This window comes from Streptomyces griseofuscus, assembly GCF_014673495.1.
Lineage (GTDB): Bacteria > Actinomycetota > Actinomycetes > Streptomycetales > Streptomycetaceae > Streptomyces > Streptomyces murinus.
The window spans coordinates 2,695,900-2,716,904 of the sequence record NZ_CP051006.1 but is presented as its reverse complement, the minus strand read 5'-3'; the positions used below and the strand labels follow the sequence as shown (position 1 = coordinate 2,716,904).

Annotated in this window: 16 protein-coding genes and 1 pseudogene; 13 read left to right on the top strand and 4 right to left on the bottom strand. The window is 70.8% G+C overall.

Annotation, left to right across the window (positions count from 1 at the left end; translation table 11 throughout):
* Positions 1-16 precede the first annotated feature (16 nt).
* Positions 17-1,843, top strand: coding sequence for a chitinase (locus tag HEP81_RS11770; protein ID WP_037654484.1), 1,827 nt, complete (start codon positions 17-19; stop codon positions 1,841-1,843).
* Here the strand turns inward: HEP81_RS11770 and HEP81_RS11765 are convergent.
* Complete coding sequence (locus tag HEP81_RS11765; RefSeq protein WP_243279394.1) at positions 1,782-2,453, bottom strand: phosphatase PAP2 family protein; 672 nt, start codon at positions 2,451-2,453, stop codon at positions 1,782-1,784. The two genes, HEP81_RS11770 and HEP81_RS11765, sit on opposite strands and share 62 nt — an antisense overlap.
* Positions 2,454-2,897: 444 nt before the next feature.
* The gene (gene gabT, locus HEP81_RS11760; RefSeq protein ID WP_037654483.1) at positions 2,898-4,232 is read right to left on the bottom strand and encodes a 4-aminobutyrate--2-oxoglutarate transaminase; all 1,335 of its coding nucleotides are present in this window, start codon (positions 4,230-4,232) and stop codon (positions 2,898-2,900) included.
* 248 nt (positions 4,233-4,480) lie between these two features.
* On the opposite strand from gabT, the gene HEP81_RS11755 reads away from it, so the two are divergent.
* From HEP81_RS11755 to HEP81_RS11735, 5 genes are all read left to right on the top strand, one after another.
* Positions 4,481-6,895 (top strand): type IV secretory system conjugative DNA transfer family protein, encoded by a 2,415-nt coding sequence (locus HEP81_RS11755; protein WP_037654481.1) that lies wholly within the window; start codon positions 4,481-4,483, stop codon positions 6,893-6,895.
* 93 nt (positions 6,896-6,988) lie between these two features.
* Positions 6,989-8,584 carry a PucR family transcriptional regulator gene (locus HEP81_RS11750; protein WP_037654480.1) on the top strand — a complete coding sequence of 532 codons (1,596 nt, stop codon included), beginning with the start codon at positions 6,989-6,991 and terminating at the stop codon, positions 8,582-8,584.
* Between the two features lie 138 nt (positions 8,585-8,722).
* Complete coding sequence (locus tag HEP81_RS11745; RefSeq protein WP_037654478.1) at positions 8,723-10,168, top strand: aldehyde dehydrogenase family protein; 1,446 nt, start codon at positions 8,723-8,725, stop codon at positions 10,166-10,168.
* Between the two features lie 377 nt (positions 10,169-10,545).
* On the top strand, positions 10,546-10,935 hold the full coding sequence (locus HEP81_RS11740; protein ID WP_051850094.1) for a hypothetical protein: 390 nt from the start codon (positions 10,546-10,548) through the stop codon (positions 10,933-10,935).
* A 236-nt stretch (positions 10,936-11,171) separates the two neighbouring features.
* Positions 11,172-13,109, top strand: a complete 1,938-nt coding sequence (locus HEP81_RS11735) for an acyl-CoA dehydrogenase family protein (RefSeq protein WP_037654477.1) — start codon at positions 11,172-11,174, stop codon at positions 13,107-13,109.
* 10 nt (positions 13,110-13,119) lie between these two features.
* Here HEP81_RS11735 and HEP81_RS11730 read toward each other — a convergent pair whose 3' ends face one another.
* A complete protein-coding gene (locus HEP81_RS11730; protein WP_037654474.1) occupies positions 13,120-13,578 on the bottom strand; it encodes a lamin tail domain-containing protein in 459 nt (152 codons plus the stop codon).
* Positions 13,579-13,761: 183 nt separating this feature from the next.
* Here HEP81_RS11730 and dxr point away from each other — a divergent pair, with 183 nt between their 5' ends.
* From dxr to ispG, 3 genes are all read left to right on the top strand, one after another.
* On the top strand, positions 13,762-15,033 hold the full coding sequence (gene dxr, locus HEP81_RS11725; RefSeq protein ID WP_037654473.1) for a 1-deoxy-D-xylulose-5-phosphate reductoisomerase: 1,272 nt from the start codon (positions 13,762-13,764) through the stop codon (positions 15,031-15,033).
* Positions 15,030-16,334, top strand: coding sequence for a M50 family metallopeptidase (locus HEP81_RS11720; RefSeq protein ID WP_037654471.1), 1,305 nt, complete (start codon positions 15,030-15,032; stop codon positions 16,332-16,334). The genes dxr and HEP81_RS11720 overlap by 4 nt, the downstream gene beginning before the upstream one ends.
* 194 nt (positions 16,335-16,528) lie before the next feature.
* Positions 16,529-17,686, top strand: a complete 1,158-nt coding sequence (gene ispG, locus HEP81_RS11715; protein WP_037654470.1) for a flavodoxin-dependent (E)-4-hydroxy-3-methylbut-2-enyl-diphosphate synthase — start codon at positions 16,529-16,531, stop codon at positions 17,684-17,686.
* A gap of 23 nt (positions 17,687-17,709) precedes the next feature.
* On the opposite strand, the gene HEP81_RS11710 is transcribed toward ispG, so the two are convergent.
* Positions 17,710-18,129, bottom strand: coding sequence for an ATP-binding protein (locus HEP81_RS11710; protein ID WP_243279392.1), 420 nt, complete (start codon positions 18,127-18,129; stop codon positions 17,710-17,712).
* A gap of 135 nt (positions 18,130-18,264) precedes the next feature.
* Here HEP81_RS11710 and HEP81_RS11705 point away from each other — a divergent pair.
* The 4 genes and pseudogenes from HEP81_RS11705 to HEP81_RS11690 all read left to right on the top strand — a co-directional run bounded on the left by HEP81_RS11705 (position 18,265) and on the right by HEP81_RS11690 (position 20,967).
* Positions 18,265-19,089: pseudogene (locus HEP81_RS11705) on the top strand (helix-turn-helix domain-containing protein).
* Positions 19,086-19,343, top strand: a complete 258-nt coding sequence (locus tag HEP81_RS11700) for a DUF397 domain-containing protein (protein WP_037654468.1) — start codon at positions 19,086-19,088, stop codon at positions 19,341-19,343. The pseudogene HEP81_RS11705 and the gene HEP81_RS11700 overlap by 4 nt, the downstream one beginning before the upstream one ends.
* A 225-nt stretch (positions 19,344-19,568) precedes the next feature.
* The gene (locus HEP81_RS11695) at positions 19,569-20,417 is read left to right on the top strand and encodes a GNAT family N-acetyltransferase (RefSeq protein WP_037654467.1); all 849 of its coding nucleotides are present in this window, start codon (positions 19,569-19,571) and stop codon (positions 20,415-20,417) included.
* Positions 20,418-20,436: 19 nt separating this feature from the next.
* Complete coding sequence (locus HEP81_RS11690; protein ID WP_037654466.1) at positions 20,437-20,967, top strand: GNAT family N-acetyltransferase; 531 nt, start codon at positions 20,437-20,439, stop codon at positions 20,965-20,967.
* The last annotated feature ends 38 nt before the right edge of the window (positions 20,968-21,005 follow it).

Genomic DNA, 21,005 nt, shown 5'->3' with positions numbered 1-21,005 from the left:
CTGCCCGGAGGCCTTTGTGGACCGCTCCAGACCCCTGCTCGCCCTCCTCGCGGCCACGGCCCTCGCCGTGCCCGGCCTCACCGCGCTCTCGTCGGCCGCCCGTGCGGCCGACGCGGACGTGCTCCAGAACGGCGGCTTCGAGTCCGGCCTCTCCGGCTGGACCTGCTCCGCCTCCTCCGGTACGACCGTCAACTCACCTGTGCACAGCGGCAGTTCGGCACTCCAGGCCACCCCGGCCGGCAGCGACGACGCCCAGTGCGCCCAGACGGTGAGCGTCCAGCCCAACTCCCGGTACACGCTGGCCGGTTACGTCCGGGGCTCGTACGTCTACCTGGGCGCGAGCGGCACCGGCACCACCGATGTCACCACCTGGACCCAGTCGGCGCCGGACTGGCAGAAGCTGAGCACCACCTTCACCACCGGGCCCTCGACCGCCAAGGTCACGGTGTACACCCACGGTTGGTACGGCACAGGCGCCTACGACGCCGACGACCTCTCGCTCACCGGCCCCGGCGGGGGCGGCGGCACCACCCAACCGCCCGCCGTACCGGCCGGGTTGACCGCCTTCTCCGTCACCTCCTCGTCCGTGGCCCTGTCCTGGTCGGCGGTGAGCGGCGCCACGGGGTACGCGGTCTACCGCGACGGCGTCAAGGTCCAGTCGGCGAGCGGGACTTCGGCCACCGTCACGGGGCTGACCGCATCGACGGCGTACAGCTTCCAGATCACGGCGGTCAACGACGCGGGGGAGTCCGCGAAGTCGGCGGCGGTGGTGGTGACCACGAGCACCGGCGGCTCGGGCGGCGACCCGGGTGGCGGCGGCTCCGCCGGTCTCCCGGCCCACGCCCTCGTCGGCTACCTCCACGCCAGCTTCGCCAACGGCTCCGGATACACCCGTCTCGCGGACGTCCCCGACAGCTGGGACGTCATCGACCTGGCCTTCGCCGAGCCCACCTCACCGACCTCCGGGGACGTGGAGTTCACCCGTTGCCCGGTCATCGACTGCCCGAACGCGGAGAGCGACGCCGACTTCAAGGCGGCGATCAAGGCCAAGCAGGCGGCCGGCAAGAAGGTGCTGATCTCCATCGGCGGCCAGAACGGCCAGGTCCAGCTGACCACCACGGCGGCCCGGGACGCCTTCGTCTCCTCCGTCTCGAAGATCATCGACACCTACGGGCTCGACGGCCTCGACATCGACTTCGAGGGCCACTCGCTGTCCCTGGACACCAGTGACACGGACTTCAAGAACCCCACCACGCCCGTGATCGTCAACCTCATCTCCGCGCTGAAGACCCTGAAGGCCAAGTACGGCGCGAAGTTCGTGCTGACGATGGCCCCGGAGACCTTCTTCGTGCAGAACGGCTACCAGTACTACGGCACCGGCAAGTGGGGCGGCCAGGACCCGCGCTGCGGCGCCTACCTCCCGGTGATCTACGCCCTGCGGGGCGACCTCACCCTGCTGCACGTCCAGGACTACAACTCCGGCCCGATCATGGGCCTCGACAACCAGTACCACTCCATGGGCGGCGCCGACTTCCACATCGCCATGACCGACATGCTCCTCACCGGCTTCCCGGTGGCCGGCGACCCGAACAACGTCTTCCCGCCGCTGCGCCCCGACCAGGTCGCGATCGGCATGCCCGCCTCCACCAACGCGGGCAACGGCTACGTCGCCCCGTCCGAGGTCACCAAGACCCTGGACTGCCTGACGAAGAAGACCAACTGCGGCTCGTACACCACCCATGGCACCTGGCCGGGTCTGCGCGGCCTGATGACCTGGTCGATCAACTGGGACCGCTACTCGAACTGGGAGTTCCAGAAGACGTTCGACGGCTACTTCGGCTGAGCCCCGGCAGCGCGCCGAGCGCGGTCAGCAGGGCCGCGCTCAGGCACCAGCTGCCCAGCACGTCCAGCGGCCAGTGGTAGCCGTGCCGGACCAGGCCGTACGAGACGCCCAGGACCAGGACCGCGCAGAGCGCGATGACGCTGCGGCGGGCTGTGCGGGAGCGGAGCCAGGGCAGCAGCAGGAGGGTCGCGGAGCCGTAGGCCACGGCGGCCGTCGCCGTGTGCCCGGAGGGGAAGTAGCCGGTGGCCGGGGGCACCACGGGGGTCCCCGGCCGGGCGATCCAGTCCTTCAGCGGCACCACGAGCGCCGGGAGCAGCGCCATCAGGACGGCGGCCGTGAGCGGCGGCAGCCACCAGCGGGCGTGCCCGGCGCCGCGCCCGCGCCACAGGGCGTACCCGGCGGCGACGAGCAGGACCGGGACGGCGACCTGGACATCGCCGAGGTCGGAGAGGAACTGCGCGAACCCGTCCGGGTGGACCAGGTCCCGGCTGAGGCGGGCGTCCGCGCGCAGCAGCGGGCCGTGGCCGACGACCTGCCAGGTGATCAGCAGGAAGAGGACGGCGGGGGCCGGGATGCCGAGGAGCAGGGCGCGGCGGACGGGGTGCGACACGGGGGCCAGCTTGGCAGGCGGGTGCGCGAGGGGCCGTACCGGGGCCGTATTCGTGCGTGGGCCCTAAATGCGTGAGTGGGCCCGGAGAAGGAGGTCGGCCGCCCCGGAACAGGGGGGGTGGTCACGGGGCGGCCGTCCGGACCGGAACGTCGCACGCCCCGGGGGGTTTGGGGCGGCGACCGTCCGATCGGTGAGGAGATCCCGGCGTCAGGCGCCGGTTGTGTGCGCGAAGGCACGACCAGGTCGAAGCTGGGGAGGCCTCGGCCTGAGGTCGCCCACGGTCCCCCGTGGACGGGGTGTATCTCTCATCTGGGTAGAACCTACGGCAGGCCGAGGCGCTTGGGCAGGCGGATTCCCGTCCCGACATGTACCCCGCACACCTTCTTCACACGGCCTGCCGCAGCCGGAAATCCGGAATCCCGGATACGGGTCCGGACCCGGATCTCAGATACGGGCGAGCGCCTGCTCGACGACGTCCAGACCCTCGTTCAGCAGGTCCTCGCCGATGACCAGCGGGGGCAGGAAGCGCACCACGTTGCCGTAGGTGCCGCAGGTCAGGACCAGCACGCCCTCGGCGTGGCAGGCCTTGGCCAGCGCGGCGGTGGCCTCCGGGTTGGGCTCCTTGGTGGCGCGGTCCTTGACCAGCTCGATGGCGATCATGGCGCCGCGGCCGCGGACCTCGCCGATGACGTCGAACTTCTCGGCCATGGCGGAGAGGCGCTCCTTCATGACCTCCTCGATGCGCTTCGCCCGGGCGTTGAGGTCGAGCTCCTTCATGGTCTCGATGGCACCGAGCGCACCGGCGCAGGCGACCGGGTTGCCGCCGTACGTGCCGCCCAGGCCACCGGCGTGCGCCGCGTCCATGATCTCGGCGCGGCCGGTCACCGCGGCGAGCGGCAGACCACCGGCGATGCCCTTGGCGGTGGTGATGAGGTCCGGGACGATGCCCTCGTCCTCACAGGCGAACCACTGACCGGTGCGGCAGAACCCGCTCTGGATCTCGTCCGCGACGAAGACGATCCCGTTGTCGGCGGCGAACTGGCGGATCGCGGGCAGGAAGCCCTTGGCCGGCTCGATGAAGCCGCCCTCGCCGAGCACCGGCTCGATGATGATCGCGGCCACGTTGTCCGCGCCGACCTGCTTGCTGATCTCGTCGATGGCCTGCTTGGCGGCCTCGGGGCCGGCGTTCTCCGCACCGGTCGGCCAGCGGTAGCCGTAGGCGACCGGGACGCGGTAGACCTCGGGCGCGAACGGGCCGAAGCCGTGCTTGTACGGCATGTTCTTCGCCGTCAGCGCCATGGTCAGGTTGGTGCGCCCGTGGTACCCGTGGTCGAACACGACGACGGCCTGCCGCTTGGTGTACGCACGCGCGATCTTCACGGCGTTCTCGACGGCCTCGGCGCCGGAGTTGAACAGCGCGGACTTCTTGGCGTGGTCACCCGGCGTCAGCTCGGCCAGCGCCTCGGCGACGGCCACGTAGCCCTCGTACGGGGTGACCATGAAACAGGTGTGGGTGAAGTCCGCGAGCTGGGCGGAGGCACGGCGTACGACGGCCTCGGCGGAGGCGCCGACGCTGGTCACGGCGATACCGGAGCCGAAGTCGATCAGGCTGTTGCCGTCCACGTCCTCGATGACACCGCCGCCGGCGCGCGTGACGAAGACCGGCAGCGTGGAGCCCACGCCCTGGGCGACCACGGCGGTGCGGCGGGCCTGAAGCTCCTGCGACTTCGGGCCGGGGATGGCGGTGACGACGCGGCGCTCCTGCGGAAGTGCGGTCATGCGGGGCTCCTGGGGGTATTACGGACGCTTGCCTTCTTTTCTCGCAGGCTAAGACGGGTGTGGGGAGGTGGGCATGCTCCATGTGGGCGTTGTGCGCTGCCGCGGTTGTCCGCGGTGGACATAGCGAGCGTACGACCGTCCGGCCCCCGCGGTGCCCCTCTACGGCCCCGCAACCCCCTAACTCCCCTCCTCAGGCACTAGATTGCTCGCTGACGGTGGACGGATCGGCTGGTCAGGGGGCAGGGCGGATGCACAACGACGAAACCCACAACACTCGCAGAACCCAGCCGGGCCCGGTACCCCGTCCGACCCGCCCACCGGAACCGACGGGAGTGCCACCGAGGCCGACAACACCGCCCAGCGTGCTGCCGCCGGCCTCCTCCGCCTCGCAGCCCCCGCATCCGCGTTCCCCGGTCGCCGACTGGCTCGATGAGCCGCGCCCGGCCGCCGAGCCGGGCATCTGGCGTCATGGCTACCGGCAGCCCAAGGCCGCCCGTCAGGAACAGCGCCTGGCGCCCGTCACCATCGTCGGTTTCTTCGTCCCCCTCGCGGCGGGGCTCCTGGTGTGGTCGCTGTGGCGGCACGGCAGCATCCCCTATCAGTGGGCGGTCCTGAAGCTGCTCACCCCGGACGGCTGGTGGTGGGCGGGGACCACGTCACCGAAGGGCTACCAGGGCGCCGAGGCGATGACGGTCGCCGACGGCGTGTTCTTCGCGATCCTCGTCTACGCCATGGCGCGCCTGGGCAGCTGGCGCGACATCGTCCGGCATGTCGTCACCCGCCGCCCCCAGCCCGCTCGTGCCCTCATCGCGGCCCTGGGCGCCCTGATCGCGCTGTCCTTCGTCTTCCCCAAGGCCTTCGGTGTCGGCTGGGACGCCTTGCCCGTTCAGGACCCGCTGTTCTCCCTCATCGTCCTGATCACAGGCAGCTATGACGTGTTCGCATCGGTGCTGCTCACCGACACCCTGTACGCGCTGATCACCCTGCTGGTGCTGTGGCCGTTCGCCAGGATCGGCGGCTGGTGGTCCTTCGCGCGGCAGAAGCTCGCCGCGCGCGAGCGCGCGAAGGCCGAGGGGCCCACGCAGACCGCTGCCGAGCGGCGGCCGTCGCAGTGGCCCGAACTGCGCGAAGCCGGCCAGCACCAGGCCGCGGACCTCCTCACCACCGAGGTGCACACCGGCCGGATGAACGACGTGGACTGCGCCAGGGTCGGCCATATGTGGACCATGGCACGGGCACAGGCACGGCTGTCGTCCTTCACCGACACGGTGCTGCGCGAGGCCGGCGCCGCCTGGACCCACCCCTCTGGGGCTCGCGACCTGCCGGGTCGGACCGCCCGGCACGACCTGCTCGCCGGGCAGGTGCGCCTCGGGCAGTGGGTGGCAGGCGAGCGCACCCCGCTCGCTTACGGCGGCGCGGGTGCGGCCCTCGCACCGGACACCCTGGGCACCTCCCTGCTGGCCGTCGGGCCCTCCGGCTCCGGCAAGACCCGTCATCTGATCCGGCCGGTCGTCGAGTCCCTCGGTCTTCAGGCGCTCGCCGGGCAGTGTGCCGTCGTCGCCGTGTGCGCCGCGGGCACCCCGCTCGGCCCCGACTCCGGCTTCGATGTCGTCGTACGACTCGGCGACCCCGCGTCGGTGCACGACCTCGATCCGTACGCGGACTCCGACGATCCGGACGAGGCGGCCGCCTTCCTTGCGGAGGGGCTGGCCGGCGACCTGGACACGGTGAGCGGACAGCGTGCCGTCACCGCGCTCGCCCAGCTCCTCGGCCCCTTCAAGGCGGTGCACCGACGCTTCCCGGCCCTGCCCGAGCTGCGGGAACTGCTGGAGGGCGACCCCTCGGCCCTTGACGCGCTGCGGGTGGCGCTCGCGGCGGACGAGCACACGGTGATGCGCCGCGAACTCGATGCGCGCCTCCGGCAGGCGGGCAGCGCGGGCGACCCGGGCCCGATCCTGGCCGACCGGCTCGCCCTGCTGGTCCGCCCGGCGTTCGCGGAGTTCTTCGGCGCGGGCGCAGGGAGTGCCCGACCGTTCTCGCTGCGCGCCGTCGCCCACCACCCACTGCGGGTCCGTATCGACGTGCCGGACCGTGGACACGAAGAGGCGTCCCGGATCATCACCCGGCTGGTGCTCGCCCAGTTCGGCGCCGTGGCGACGGCCGGTGAACGGAACCACTTCGTCTGCCTCGTCCTGGACGACGCCACGGGCGCGGTGACGGCCGAGTCCGTCCGGCGCATGCAGCGCCTGCGCTCCCGCAATGCGGGCGTGGTGCTCGCCCTGCGCACCGTCGGGGACGTCCCCGAGGCATTGCACGGGCCGCTGTACGCGGCGGTCGGCTGCCGGATGGCCTTCTCCGGGGTCACCACCTGGGACGGCGGCAGGTTCGCGGAGGCCTGGGGCACACAGTGGGTGGAAACCCGGGACGTGGCCCGGCACACCGTGTTCGCCGACCAGCCGATGACCCGGGCGATCCATGCCCTGCGCAAGCTGGTCACCGGCAAGGCGGTGACCACAGAGGCCGTCACCGTCCGCCAAGTAGAACGCGAACGCTGGTCCGCCTCCGAGTTGGCGCACGCGGTTCCGGCCGGGCACGCGGTGTTGTCGTTGACCAGTGTGCGGGGGGAGCACGCGCCGCCGTTGTTGGTGGATCTCAGGGCGTGAAGCGGCCAGCGGGGGACCGTACGGTGAGGCAGAATCGGGGAAGGCCGTTGGTACGTGTCGGCCAAGACAGATCTCCGTCACCGTGAAGGCACCATGCCCCCGACGCTCGCCTCGCTCGTCCACCACTCGGCGCTGAAGCTGACCGTCCGGGCCGGCGCCGACCGCCTCGACGTGCCCGTGCGCTGGGCCCACGTCAGCGAGCTGGCCGACCCCGTGCCCTACATGGAGGGCGGCGAGCTGCTCCTGATCACCGCGCTCAAGCTGGACGCCGAGGACCCGGAGGCCATGCGCCGGTACGTGCGGAGACTGGCAGGCGCGGGTGTCGTCGGCCTCGGGTTCGCCGTCGGGGTCAATTACGAGGAGATCCCGAAGGCCCTCGTCGACGCCTGCGCCGACGAACCCCTGCCCCTGCTCGAAGTCCCCCGCCGCACCCCCTTCCTCGCCATCAGCAAGGCCGTCTCCGCCGCCATCGCCGCCGACCAGTACCGCGCCGTCACCGCCGGCTTCGCCGCCCAGCGCGAGCTGACCAAGCAGGCCCTGAACTCCGGCCCCGAGGGCCTGCTCACCGCCCTCGCCGCCCAGGTCGACGGCTGGGCCGCGCTCTACGACGCCTCCGGCACCGTCGTCGCCGCCGCCCCCGACTGGGCCGGCCGCCGCGCCGCCCGCCTCACCGGCGAGGTGGAACGGCTCAGGGAGCGGCCCGCCCCCGCCTCCTCCGTGGTCGGCGGACCCGAACACGAGGACCGCGTCGAACTGCACTCCCTCGGCACCGGCCGCCGCCCCCGCGCCGCCCTCGCCGTCGGCACCGCCGCCGCCCCCGGCACCGCCGAGCGGTACGCGGTCCATTCCGCCATCGCCCTGCTCACCCTCACCACCGAGCGCTCCCGCTCCCTGCACGCCGCCGAGCAGCGCATCGGCACCGCCGTGCTGCGCATGCTGCTCGCCGGGGAACCCGACCACGCCCGCGCCGTCGCCGGCGACCTCTACGGCGGACTGCTGGACGCTCCGTTCCGGATGATCGTCGCCGATTCGCTGCCCGGCGCACGGGCCACCGCGACCGGCGGCGACCGGCTCGGCACCCTCGCGGAGGCCCTGGAGTCCGCCGCCGCGCGCTCCGGCGAGGCGGTACTGGTCGTACCGGAGGGCGAGCGGCTCGTCGCACTGGCCGCGGACGGCGGCGCGGCGGTCGCTGCCTGCGTCGCCTGGGCCGCCGACCTCGAGGCCGCCCGCACCAGCCCCGAGCGCGCGGCAACCGAGGAGGACGAGATCGTCGTGGGACTGTCCGCCCCGGCCGGCCCGATCGCCGCCGCGGCCGCCTACAAACAGGCCGAACAGTCCCTGTCGGTCGCCCGGCGCCGCGGCCGGGTCCTGGTCGAGCACGAGCAGCTGGCCGCCGGATCCGTGCTGCCGCTGCTCGCCGACGACGCGGTGAAGGCGTTCGCCGACGGGCTGCTGCGACCGCTGTACGAGCATGACGCCACCGGCCGCGGCGACCTGGTCGCCTCGCTGCGCGCCTGGCTCTCCCGGCACGGCCAGTGGGACGCGGCCGCCGCCGACCTGGGCGTGCACCGGCACACGCTGCGCTACCGGATGCGCCGGGTCGAGGAGATCCTCGGGCGTTCGCTGGACGACCCCGACGTACGCATGGAGCTGTGGCTCGCGCTGAAGGCCACCTCGACCGACCAGTAACCGAAGTAGTAGTCCAATCAGTAGTGCCCGTCGCGCCTACTGCTACGGCACGGACAAGCGACCCCCGGCCCCCGCCGTCCTACCGTGGAGCACGAAAGCCAAGGACGCCCCCAAACGCGGAAAGGCCGGGAATCGCACATGACTTCCACCCACGCCTTCTGGCTCGCCGGCCGCCAGGTCACCGGTGAGACCACCTTCGACGTCACCTCGTCGTGGGACGGCCGGCTCGTCGGCACCGTCAGCGTGCCGACCGACGCCCAGGTCGAGGAGGCCGTGGCCGCCGCGTACGCCGCCCGCGACGAGTTCGCGGCCACCCCCGCGCACGTACGGGCCGCCGCCCTCGACCACGTGGCCAAGCGCCTCGTCGAGCGCACCGAGGAGATCGGCCGGCTGATCTCCGCCGAGAACGGCAAGCCCATCAAGTGGGCCCGCGGCGAGGTCGGCCGTGCCGCCTCGGTGTTCCGCTGGGCCGCCGAGGAGGCCCGCCGGTTCAACGGCGGCGAGGCCCAGCGCCTCGACACCGACGGCGGCGGCGAGGGCCGGCTCGCGCTGGTCCGGCGCTTCCCGAAGGGCGTCGTGCTCGGCATCGCGCCGTTCAACTTCCCGCTGAACCTGTGCGCCCACAAGATCGCCCCGGCGATCGCGGCCGGCGCCCCGATCATCCTCAAGCCGGCCCCGGCCACCCCGCTGTCCGGCCTGGTCATCGGCGAGCTGCTGGCCGAGACCGAGCTGCCGGCTGGCTCCTGGTCGATCCTGCCGGTCGCCAACGACAAGATGCCCGCCCTGGTCCAGGACGAGCGGCTGCCGGTCATCTCCTTCACGGGTTCCGAGAAGGTCGGCTACGCGATCATGGACTCGGTGCCGCGCAAGCACTGCACGCTGGAGCTGGGCGGCAACGGCGCGGCCGTCGTCCTCGGCGACTTCTCCTCGGACGCCGACCTGGACTGGGCCGCGAACCGCATCGCGACCTTCTCCAACTACCAGGGCGGCCAGTCCTGCATCTCCGTGCAGCGCGTGATCGTGGACGCACCGGTGTACGACCGGCTGCTGCCGCGCATCGTCGCCGCCGTCGAGGCCCAGGTCACCGGCGACCCGAACGACCCGAAGACCGATGTCGGCCCGCTGGTCAGCGAGGACGCCGCCAAGCGCGTGGAGTCCTGGGTCAAGGAGGCCGTGGAGGCCGGCGCCGCGCTGCTCACCGGCGGCGACCGCGACGGCGCCTCGTACGCGCCGACCGTCCTCACCGACCTGCCCTCGGATGTCACCCTCGCCCGCGAGGAGGTCTTCGGACCGGTCCTCAGCGTGCAGAAGGTGCACGGCGAGGCCGAGGCCTTCGCCGCGGTCAACGACTCCAAGTACGGCCTCCAGGCGGGCGTGTTCACCCACGACCTCCAGGCCGCCTTCCGCGCCCACCGCGCCCTTGAGGTCGGCGGCGTGGTGATCGGCGACGTCCCGTCCTACCGCGCCGACCAGATGCCCTACGGCGGCGCCAAGCAGTCCGGTGTCGGCCGCGAGGGTGTCCGCTCCGCGATGGAGGACTACACCTACGAGCGTGTCCTCGTCCTGACGGGCCTCGCGCTCTGACCTGCCGACAGGTCACATGAACCGACCTGCGACCAACAGGTCGAACCGGAACGGCCGGTGCCCACTGTGCGGGGGCACCGGCCGTTCCGTGTCCCCCCGGCTCGTGTGACCGATGGCCGCGGGGGCCGAACAGGCCACGAACGGGAAACGATTGGATCACCGGTTGTGGGCCTCGGGGTGTGCTGGAGGTTCCGGCGGAGGCGGATCCGGTGGTGCCATACGGTACTTCGCCCTCATTTGAGGAGACGGTTCACCGAGAAGGCTGCCCGGGTGCGCTGGATCTTGCGTTCACAAGTGCGTGGCGAGAGCGTGCGCGACCTGGGTAGTGTGCGCCGTCCGCATTCGCGGGCCGTCCACATTTTCTTCAAGGGATTTACGTGAACCTCGACTTCGGTGCTGAGCCCCTCTTCTCCTGGTACGTCGTCCTGCTCTTCATCAGCGGCGCCGCGATGCTGATCCTGGGTGTCATCAACGCCAGCGGTCTCAGCAAGGGTTGGCGGGCGTTCAACGTGATCGCCGGTCTCGGGTTCATGGGCTACGGCATCTACCTCGGGTTCATCTTCCAGGGGGGCACGTACATCGTGTTCTTCAAGGCGTTCATCCTGCCCGTCATGGTCATCGTCAACTTCTTCCGCTCGCTCTCGCGCCGGAAGGCGACGCCCGCCCCGCAGCCGATGGCCGCCCCCGCGCCGCAGCCGATGGCCGCCCCCCAGCCCATGGGCGCCCCCGTCCCGCAGCCCGCGCCTGCTCCGGAGCGCACCGTCTGACGTAGGGACGGGAGACGGGCCGCGCCATCGGACGCAGATCCGCTGGCACGGCCCGTTTTTGCTGATCAACCGTGTGTGAGACGCAGGCCGGACGAGTCCCGCCGCCTGCCACCCGACCGGCTCAAGGCCCCGCGCGAGGGGTGGCGCCCGGCGTCCGATTCGGGTACGAACGACCCAGTAGCACCGGTCGGTGGCCACCAGCCCCGGCCGTCCCCTTTCGCGGCGAGGTGAGCCCCATGACCGCTCCCACCCAGAACCGCAGCACCGTCACCGAGCATGAGGCCCGCCAGGTCGCGGAGGCCGCGCGGGAGCAGGACTGGCGCAAGCCAAGTTTTGCCAAGGAGCTGTTCCTGGGGCGGTTCCGGCTCGATCTGGTGCATCCGCATCCGATGCCCGGTGAGGAGTCCGTACGGCGCGGTGAGGAGTTCCTGGCCAAGCTGCGGGCCTTCTGCGAGGCGGAGGTCGACTCCGCGCGGATCGAGCGGGAGGCGCGCATACCCGACGAGGTCGTGGCGGGGCTGAAGGAACTCGGCGCCCTCGGGATGAAGATCGACCCGAAGTACGGCGGGCTCGGCCTCAGCCAGCTGTACTACAACAAGGCCCTCGCCCTGGTCGGCTCCGTGAGCCCCGCCGTCGGCGCCCTGCTCTCCGCCCACCAGTCGATCGGCGTGCCCCAGCCGCTGAAGATGTTCGGCACGGAGGAGCAGAAGGAGGCATTTCTGCCGCGGTGTGCGCGCAGCGACATCTCCGCCTTCCTGCTCACCGAGCCCGATGTCGGGTCCGACCCGGCGCGGCTCGCCACCACCGCCGTACCGGACGGTGACGAGTATGTTCTCGACGGCGTGAAGCTGTGGACGACCAACGGCGTCGTCGCCGATCTGCTCGTCGTCATGGCGCGGGTGCCGAAGTCCGAGGGGCACAAGGGCGGCATCACCGCGTTCGTCGTGGAGGCGGGCTCCGAGGGCATCACCGTCGAGCACCGCAATGCCTTCATGGGGCTGCGCGGCATCGAGAACGGCGTGACCCGCTTCCATCGGGTGCGGGTACCGGCCGGCCACCGAATAGGCCCCGAGGGCGCCGGTCTGAAGATCGCGCTCACCACCCTCAACACTGGCCGCCTCTCGCTGCCCGCGATGTGCGCCGGTGCCGGCAAATGGTGTCTGAAAATCGCCCGTGAATGGTCGGCGGAGCGCGAGCAGTGGGGCAAGCCCCTCGCCCTGCACGAGGCCGTCGGCGCGAAGATCAGCTTCATCGCGGCGACCACCTTCGCCCTGGAGGCGGTGCTCGACCTGTCGTCCCAGATGGCCGACGAGGACCGCAACGACATCCGCATCGAGGCCGCCCTCGCCAAGCTCTACGGCTCCGAGATGGCCTGGCGGATGGCCGACGAGCTGGTCCAGATCCGGGGCGGCCGCGGCTATGAGACGGCCGAGTCGCTCAAGGCGCGCGGCGAACGAGCCGTACCCGCCGAGCAGATGCTGCGCGATCTGCGCATCAACCGGATCTTCGAGGGCTCCACGGAGATCATGCATCTGCTGATCGCCCGCGAGGCCGTGGACGCCCATCTCTCCGTCGCCGGCGACCTCATCGATCCGGCCAAGTCCCTCTCCGACAAGGCGAAAGCGGGCGCGCAGGCCGGGGTCTTCTACGCCAAGTGGCTGCCGAAGCTCGTCGCCGGGCCCGGCCAACTGCCCGGCTCCTACGGCGAGTTCCGGCACGGCGTCGACCTGTCCACCCATCTGCGCTACATCGAGCGCACGTCCCGCAGGCTGGCCCGTGCCACCTTCTACGGCATGTCCCGCTGGCAGGGCCGGATGGAGACCAAGCAGGGCTTCCTCGGCCGGATCGTGGACATCGGCGCGGAGCTGTTCGCGATGAGCGCGGCCTGCGTACGGGCCGAGCGGCTGCGCACCCGCGACGAGCACGGCCGGGAGGCGTACCAGCTCGCCGACGCCTTCTGCCGCCAGGCCCGTATCCGCGTCGAGGAGCTGTTCGGGCGGCTGTGGACCAACACCGACGACCTCGATCGCAAGGTCGTCAAGGGCGTCCTCGGCGGCGCCTACACCTGGCTGGAGGAGGGCATCGTGGACCCGTCGCAGGACGGGCCGTGGATCGCCGACGCGACCCCCGGGCCCTCGACACACGAGAACGCCCGGCGGCCGTACGGCGACTAGTGGTACCGGGTCAGCAGTACTTGTCGCTGGGATCCCGCGTCGTCCAGGAGCAGGACCAGACCTTCGCGCCGCTCGCCTTCGTCAGCGTGGCCGTGTCCTTGTCGTTGTTCCAGACGTAGGCGCGGCGGCCCTGGTACCTGTCCGACGTGGTGGCCTTGCCGGAGCCGGTGTGGATCTTCAGGTACTTCCCGGCGCCGATCTTGATGTTCGGGAAGACGTACCGGTGGTTCGAGGCGTCCTTGAGCACCCAGCCCTTGAGCGGGACCGCCGAGCCGCCGGTGTTCTTGATCTGCACCCACTCGCCGTTCAGGCTCGTGTTCGAGCGGTTGTTCGAGCCGGGGCTGTCGAACCAGACGTGGTAGATCTTCACACCCCCGGCGGCCTGGGCCGGGGTGTTGAGCAGGGTGCCGGTGAGCAGCGCCGCACCGGCGAGGGCGGGCAGGGCGGCGCGCAGCCGTATGGTCCGCATGAAGAGATCCCCCCAAGGATGTCGTCCGCGAGAAAAAGGGTCCGCGAGAAAAGAAGCGAAGGCTGAAGTGCTATCACAGGATCTTCACTCTTACTTCGCATTCGGACACGGTCCCTGAGGGGACACACGTTCCCCGGGGGACACCCTGTCCTGCCCGTCACCCCCAGCGGCCACAATGGGGGGATGACCGACAGCCCTGCCCGTCCGGCACCCCTCGCCGACCCCCATCTCGTCTACGACCCCCTCGCCGGCGACGGCCCCAAGGACGTGGTGGTCCTCGGCTCCACCGGATCCATCGGCACCCAGGCCATCGACCTCGTGCTGCGCAACCCCGACCGCTTCCGCGTCACCGCGCTGTCCGCCAACGGCGGCCGGGTCGCCCTCCTCGCCGAGCAGGCGCACCGGCTGCGGGTGCGCACCGTCTCGGTCGCCCGCGAGGACGTCGTACCGGCCCTGCGCGAGGCCCTCGCCGCCGCGTACGGCCCGGGTGAGCCGCTGCCCGAGATCCTCGCCGGACCGCAGGCGGCCACCGAGCTGGCCGCGTCCGACTGCCACACCGTGCTGAACGGCATCACCGGCTCCATCGGCCTCGCGCCGACCCTCGCCGCCCTGGAGGCGGGCCGCACCCTCGCGCTCGCCAACAAGGAGTCGCTGATCGTCGGCGGCCCGCTGGTCACCGCGCTGGCGAAGCCCGGCCAGATCATCCCGGTCGACTCCGAGCACGCCGCCCTCTTCCAGGCCCTCGCCGCCGGTACCCGCGCCGATGTGCGCAAGCTGGTCGTCACCGCCTCCGGCGGCCCCTTCCGCGGCCGCAGCAAGGCGGACCTCGCGGACGTCACCGTCCAGGACGCCCTCGCCCACCCCACCTGGGCGATGGGCCCGGTGATCACCGTCAACTCCGCGACCCTGGTCAACAAGGGCCTGGAGGTCATCGAGGCGCATCTGCTGTACGACATCCCGTTCGACCGCATCGAGGTGGTCGTGCACCCGCAGTCGTACGTCCACTCGATGGTCGAGTTCTCCGACGGCTCGACGATCGCCCAGGCCACGCCGCCCGACATGCGGGGCCCGATCGCCATCGGTCTCGGCTGGCCCGAACGGGTTCCGGACGCCGCGCCCGCCTTCGACTGGAGCAAGGCGTCCACCTGGGAGTTCTTCCCGCTGGACAACGACGCCTTCCCCTCGGTGAATCTGGCCCGGCATGTCGGAGAGCTCGCGGGGACGGCTCCGGCAGTGTTCAATGCCGCCAACGAGGAGTGCGTCGAGGCTTTCCTGAACGGCGCGCTGCCCTTCAACGGGATCATGGAGACCGTCACCCGGGTCGTCGAGGAGCACGGCACACCGGAAACGGGAACTTCGCTCACGGTGTCGGACGTCCTCGAAGCGGAGACCTGGGCGCGGACCCGGGCCCGTGAGATCACAGCCAAGACGGCGACCGCGGAGGCGCGTGCATGACGACCTTGATGTTCATCCTCGGCATAGTGGTCTTCGCGTTCGGTCTGCTCGTCTCGATCGCGTGGCACGAGCTGGGGCACCTGTCGACGGCCAAACTCTTCGGCATCCGCGTCCCGCAGTACATGGTCGGCTTCGGCCCCACCGTGTGGTCGCGCAAGAAGGGCGACACCGAGTACGGCATCAAGGCCATCCCGCTCGGCGGCTACATCCGCATGATCGGCATGTTCCCGCCGGACAACGCGGGCCGGATCTCCGCCCGTTCCACCTCACCGTGGCGCGGGATGATCGAGGACGCCCGCTCGGCGGCCTACGAGGAGCTCCAGCCCGGCGACGAGACGCGCATGTTCTACACGCGCAAGCCCTGGAAGCGCGTCATCGTCATGTTCGCGGGCCCGTTCATGAACCTGGTGCTGGCCATCGCCCTGTTCTTCACCGTGCTCATGGGCTTCGGCATCCAGCAGCAGACCACCACCGTCGCCTCCGTCTCGCCCTGTGTCATCGCGCAGAGCGAGAACCGGGACACCTGCAAGAAGTCCGACCCGGCATCCCCGGCCCAGGCCGCCGGCATCCAGAAGCGGGACAAGATCGTCTCCTTCGCCGGCAAGCCCACCAAGGACTGGAACACCCTTTCGGACCTGATCCGGGTCAGCGCGGGCAAGGACGTGCCGATCGTCGTCGAGCGCGGCGGTAAGCAGCTCACCCTGCACGCGAAGATCGCCATCAACCAGGTCGCCCAGAAGGACTCCAGCGGCACCTACGTGCAGGGCAAGTACGTCAAGGCCGGCTTCCTCGGCTTCAGCTCCGCCACCGGCGTGCAGAAGCAGGGCTTCGGCGACTCGGTGACCTGGATGAGCGACCGGGTCGGCGACGCCGTCGACTCCCTCGCCGCCCTGCCCGGCAAGATCCCGGCCCTGTGGGACGCGGCCTTCGACAACGCCCCGCGCCAGCCGGACTCCCCGATGGGCATCGTCGGCGCGGCCCGTATCACCGGTGACATCGCCACCCTGGACATCCCCGCCTCCCAGCAGGTGGCGATGTTCGTGATGCTGCTCGCCGGCTTCAACCTCTCGCTGTTCCTCTTCAACATGCTCCCGCTGCTCCCGCTCGACGGCGGCCACATCGCCGGCGCCCTGTGGGAGGCGCTGCGGCGCAACCTGGCCCGGGTGCTGCGCCGCCCGGACCCGGGCCCGTTCGACGTGGCCAAGCTGATGCCGGTGGCGTACGTGGTGGCTGGGATCTTCGTCTGCTTCACCGTCCTGGTGCTGATCGCGGACGTCGTCAACCCGGTCAAAATCTCCTAGCCGTCCGACGTTCACGGCGGCCCGGGACCCTGAGGGTTCCGGGCCGCTTCCCGTGCGGCGTCCGGCCGCCCCCCAATGAGGGGGTTTCCCGGGTGGGATGTGCCCGCGCACGCGCCGGTGCCGTAATCTCGGATGCCGGAGCCCGCCGTAGCACGGGGCCGGATCTTGATCCACGACTTGGGGTTGCACAGCAGATGACTGCGATTTCTCTCGGCATGCCGTCCGTACCGACCAAGCTCGCCGAGCGCCGCAAGAGCCGGCAGATCCAGGTCGGAAGCGTGGCGGTCGGCGGAGACGCGCCCGTATCGGTCCAGTCGATGACCACGACCCGTACGTCCGACATCGGCGCCACCCTCCAGCAGATCGCCGAGCTGACCGCCTCCGGCTGCCAGATCGTCCGGGTGGCCTGCCCCACCCAGGACGACGCCGACGCGCTCGCCACCATCGCGCGCAAGTCGCAGCTCCCGGTGATCGCGGACATCCACTTCCAGCCCAAGTACGTCTTCGCCGCCATCGAGGCCGGCTGCGCCGCGGTCCGCGTCAACCCGGGCAACATCAAGAAGTTCGACGACCAGGTCAAGGAGATCGCGCAGGCCGCCAAGGAGCACGGCACCCCGATCCGCATCGGTGTGAACGCGGGCTCCCTGGACCGCCGCCTGCTCCAGAAGTACGGCAAGGCCACCCCGGAGGCGCTGGTCGAGAGCGCCCTGTGGGAAGCCTCCCTCTTCGAGGAGCACGACTTCCGCGACATCAAGATCTCGGTCAAGCACAACGACCCGGTCGTCATGATCGAGGCGTACCGCCAGCTCGCCGCGCAGTGCGACTACCCCCTGCACCTCGGCGTCACCGAGGCCGGCCCCGCCTTCCAGGGCACCATCAAGTCGGCCGTCGCCTTCGGCGCGCTGCTCTCCGAGGGCATCGGCGACACGATCCGCGTCTCCCTCTCGGCCCCCCCGGTCGAGGAGATCAAGGTCGGCATCCAGATCCTGGAGTCCCTGAACCTGCGCCAGCGCGGCCTGGAGATCGTCTCCTGCCCGTCCTGCGGCCGCGCCCAGGTCGACGTCTACAAGCTCGCCGAAGAGGTCACCGCGGGCCTCACCGGCATGGACGTCCCGCTCCGCGTCGCCGTCATGGGCTGCGTCGTCAACGGCCCCGGCGAGGCCCGCGAGGCCGACCTGGGCGTCGCCTCCGGCAACGGCAAGGGCCAGATCTTCGTCAAGGGCGAGGTCATCAAGACTGTCCCCGAGTCCAAGATCGTGGAGACCCTCATCGAGGAGGCCATGAAGCTGGCCGAGAAGATGCAGGACGAGGGCGTGGAGTCCGGCGAGCCCTCGGTCTCCGTCGCGGGCTGACCCGTACGACTTCACGAGTCCCGTCACCCCTCGGTGGCGGGACTCAGCCGTACCTCCGCCCAGACGGTCTTACCGGGCTGCCGCGGCGCCACCCCCCACTTGTCGGCGAGCGCCTCCACCAGGATCAGCCCCCGCCCGCCCTCACCGCACGGCACCCGGGGCTCGGGCAGCCGCTCGGTCAGGGTGTCCGAGACCTCCAGGCGTACGACGTCCTCGCCCCCGTCGAGCCGCAGATGGAAGTCCCGCCCGGGTACGCGTCCATGCCGTACGGCGTTGGCGGCGAACTCGGCGGCGATCAGCGTGACGGCCTCGTTGACCCGGCCGTCGTACGGATGCCCCCACTCGTCCAGCCGCAGCGAGACCAGCCGCCGAGCGAGCCGCGCGCCACGAGGGGTGGAGGTGAAGCGCATGGCGAATTCCTGGGTGGAGATTTCTGATTTCACGCGGTTACGGTCCCGCACGCTCAGTAGCGTTGAACAGCGGCCGCACCAGGACCACCAGGCGTTGTACAAGGGCGAGGTGCCGCTGTACACGAGCGCACCGTGACCGAGGGTGGCGCGAGGGCATTGGGGGTGTACATGAGCGAGGAAGCACGGGAAGAGCAGGACGGCTCTGGTATTCCGCTCGTCTTCGGGCGGGTGTTGAAGCGGCTACGCGTCCAAGCGGGCATGGAGCGGGCCGAGTTGGGCCGTCGTACGGGTTACTAGGCGGCGACGATCACGTCGTACGAGGTGGGTCGACGGATCCCGAACGCGAAGTTCATTCGGCAGGCGGATGAGGTGTTGGGCGCGGGCGGGATGCTGATCGACTTCATCGAGGACATGGAGAAGGCGCAGTATCCGGCGTTCTTCCGCGATGCGGCTGCGCTGGAGAAGCAAGCCGTCGCGCTGCACGTGTTCGCCGTACAGGCGGTACCGGGTCTGTTGCAGACGGAGGAGTACGCGCGGGCGGTGTTCACGATGTGGCGGCCGGTGCTGGACGAGGAGACGGTCGAGCAGCGAGTGGCGGCGCGAATGGCCAGGCAGGAGATCTTCGGGCGCAAGCCGGCCCCTACGGTGACCTTTGTGATGGAGGAGTCCGTGGTGTGCAGGAAGCTGGGCGGACTGGCAGTCTGGCGTGGCCAGTTGGAGCAGATTCTACTTGTCAGTCAGCGGCGTAACGTGGAGATCCAGATCATGCCGCACGATCGGGAGGAACATGCTGCGCTCGACGGTCAGTTCAACTTGATCGAGACGATGGCAGGGCGCAGGATCGCATACGTACCGGCAGACAGGGCCAGCCGCCTTTTCACTGACCGTTCGGCGGTCAGGAAGGCGGAGGAGCAGTACGGTCTCTTGCGTGCCCAGGCCCTCACGCCACGACAGTCGCTAGCCCTTGTAGAGAAGTTGCTGGGAGAGACATGAACGTCGAGAAGCCGTCGGACCTGACGTGGTTCAAGAGCAGCTACAGCAGTGGCGGTGGCGGGGAGTGCCTCGAAGTCGCCCTCACCTGGCACAAGTCCAGCTACAGCACTGGCAGTGGCGGCGAGTGCGTCGAGATCGCCACCTGCCCCACCACAATCCACATCCGCGACTCCAAGCAGCCCCCCACCACCGCCCCCACCCTCTCCGTCCCCACCACCGCGTGGCAGGCGTTCCTGGGCTCGGTGCGGGGCTGAGGCGGCGACGCAGGACACGGCGTCCCCGGCCCGTCCCGGCGGGCGCCGGGTGCTCGTCATCACCGGCGTACCGACGCTGCTCCAGGTCCTGTGCCAGATCGCGGCCTGTGGGCAGGGGCGGCCGGGACAGGCAGGAGGCGTGGTCCCGGACTGTTCGACGCGTCGCCGGGAACGCGCGGCTATAGTGCCAAGACCAGCACAAACCCCAGGGTGAGGCCCCCGCACTTGTTGACCCAGACCACCTCACGGGTGCTCGATCCGAGCGACCTCGACGCCGCGCTCGCCGTCCTCGACCGCGAGCCGGTCGTGAACGCCTTCGTGACCGCGCGCGTCCAGATCGCGGGGCTCGACCCCTGGCGCCTCGGCGGTGAGATGTGGGGCTGGTACGAGGACGGCATGCTCACGTCCCTGTGCTACGCGGGCGCCAACCTGGTCCCGATCTGCGCCACCGAGCGCGCCGTGCGCGGCTTCGCCGACCGGGCCCGGCGGGCCGGGCGGCGCTGCTCCTCCATCGTCGGTCCCGCCGACGCCACCTCCGGGCTGTGGCGGCTGCTGGAACCCCACTGGGGCCCCGCCCGGGAGGTCAGGTCCCAGCAGCCCCTCATGGTCACCGACCGGATGCCCGACGACATCGCCCCGGACCCCTACGTCCGCCGCGTCCGCAAGGACGAGATGGAGACGATCATGCCGGCGTGCGTGGCGATGTTCACCGAGGAGGTCGGGGTGTCGCCGCTGGCGGGCGACGGCGGTCTGCTCTATCAGGCCCGGGTCGCCGAACTCGTCGGCTCCGGGCGGTCCTTCGCCCGCCTGGACAAAAACGGCAAGGTCGTCTTCAAGGCCGAGATCGGCGCGGCGACCTCCCAGGCCTGCCAGATCCAGGGCGTGTGGGTGGCCCCCGAACACCGCGGCAAGGGCCTCGCCGCCCCGGCCATGGCCGCCGTCCTGCGCTACGCCCTGGCCGACGTGGCCCCCGTGGTCAGCCTGTACGTCAACGACTTCAACACCGCTGCCCGCCGCACGTACCGCAGGGTGGGCTTCCAGGAGATCGGCGCCTTCATGAGTGTGCTGTTCTGAACCCGGATACGCTCCCGGCATGGATCTAGCGATCGGCCCCCTGGACCTGGCGGCCCGCGTGGACGAGGCCCTGGCGGTCCAAGCGGTGGCGTTCGGACTCGGCCCGGACGAAGTCTCCGTACGGCGCCAGATCGTCCAGCGCCATATGCAGTTCCCGGGCGCAAGGGCCCTCGGCGCGACCGCCGGGGGGCTCCTCGTCGGCTTCGTCTACGGCATGCCCAACTCCCGTACCCACTGGTGGTCGACGGTCGTCGAGCCGTATCTGCGCGCGGCCGGCAACGCCGAGTGGCTCGACGACTCCTTCGTGATCACCGAGCTGCACGTCCACCCGGACCACCAGAACCGGGGCATCGGACGCCGGCTGATCACCAGGATCACCGACTCGGCCGCCGAGCCCCGCTCGATCCTCTCCGCGATCGACACCGACAGCCCCGCCCGCGGCCTCTACCACTCCCTCGGCTACGTCGACCTCGCCCGCCGCGTCCACTTCCCGAGCGCACCGCGCCCGTACGCCGTCATGGGGGCCCCGCTGCCACTGCGCAGGCGATAAGGCGTTAACCGATTTCCGCCCGCCCGGCGAGCCCGGCT

Coding starts and splice junctions, on each gene's coding strand:
- gabT (WP_037654483.1), bottom strand. CDS start 4,232: ATGACCGCACTTCCGCAGGAGCGCCGCGTCGTCACCGCCATCCCCGGC.
- HEP81_RS11755 (WP_037654481.1), top strand. CDS start 4,481: ATGCACAACGACGAAACCCACAACACTCGCAGAACCCAGCCGGGCCCG.
- HEP81_RS11750 (WP_037654480.1), top strand. CDS start 6,989: ATGCCCCCGACGCTCGCCTCGCTCGTCCACCACTCGGCGCTGAAGCTG.
- HEP81_RS11745 (WP_037654478.1), top strand. CDS start 8,723: ATGACTTCCACCCACGCCTTCTGGCTCGCCGGCCGCCAGGTCACCGGT.
- HEP81_RS11735 (WP_037654477.1), top strand. CDS start 11,172: ATGACCGCTCCCACCCAGAACCGCAGCACCGTCACCGAGCATGAGGCC.
- HEP81_RS11730 (WP_037654474.1), bottom strand. CDS start 13,578: ATGCGGACCATACGGCTGCGCGCCGCCCTGCCCGCCCTCGCCGGTGCG.
- dxr (WP_037654473.1), top strand. CDS start 13,762: ATGACCGACAGCCCTGCCCGTCCGGCACCCCTCGCCGACCCCCATCTC.
- HEP81_RS11720 (WP_037654471.1), top strand. CDS start 15,030: ATGACGACCTTGATGTTCATCCTCGGCATAGTGGTCTTCGCGTTCGGT.
- ispG (WP_037654470.1), top strand. CDS start 16,529: ATGACTGCGATTTCTCTCGGCATGCCGTCCGTACCGACCAAGCTCGCC.
- HEP81_RS11700 (WP_037654468.1), top strand. CDS start 19,086: ATGAACGTCGAGAAGCCGTCGGACCTGACGTGGTTCAAGAGCAGCTAC.
- HEP81_RS11690 (WP_037654466.1), top strand. CDS start 20,437: ATGGATCTAGCGATCGGCCCCCTGGACCTGGCGGCCCGCGTGGACGAG.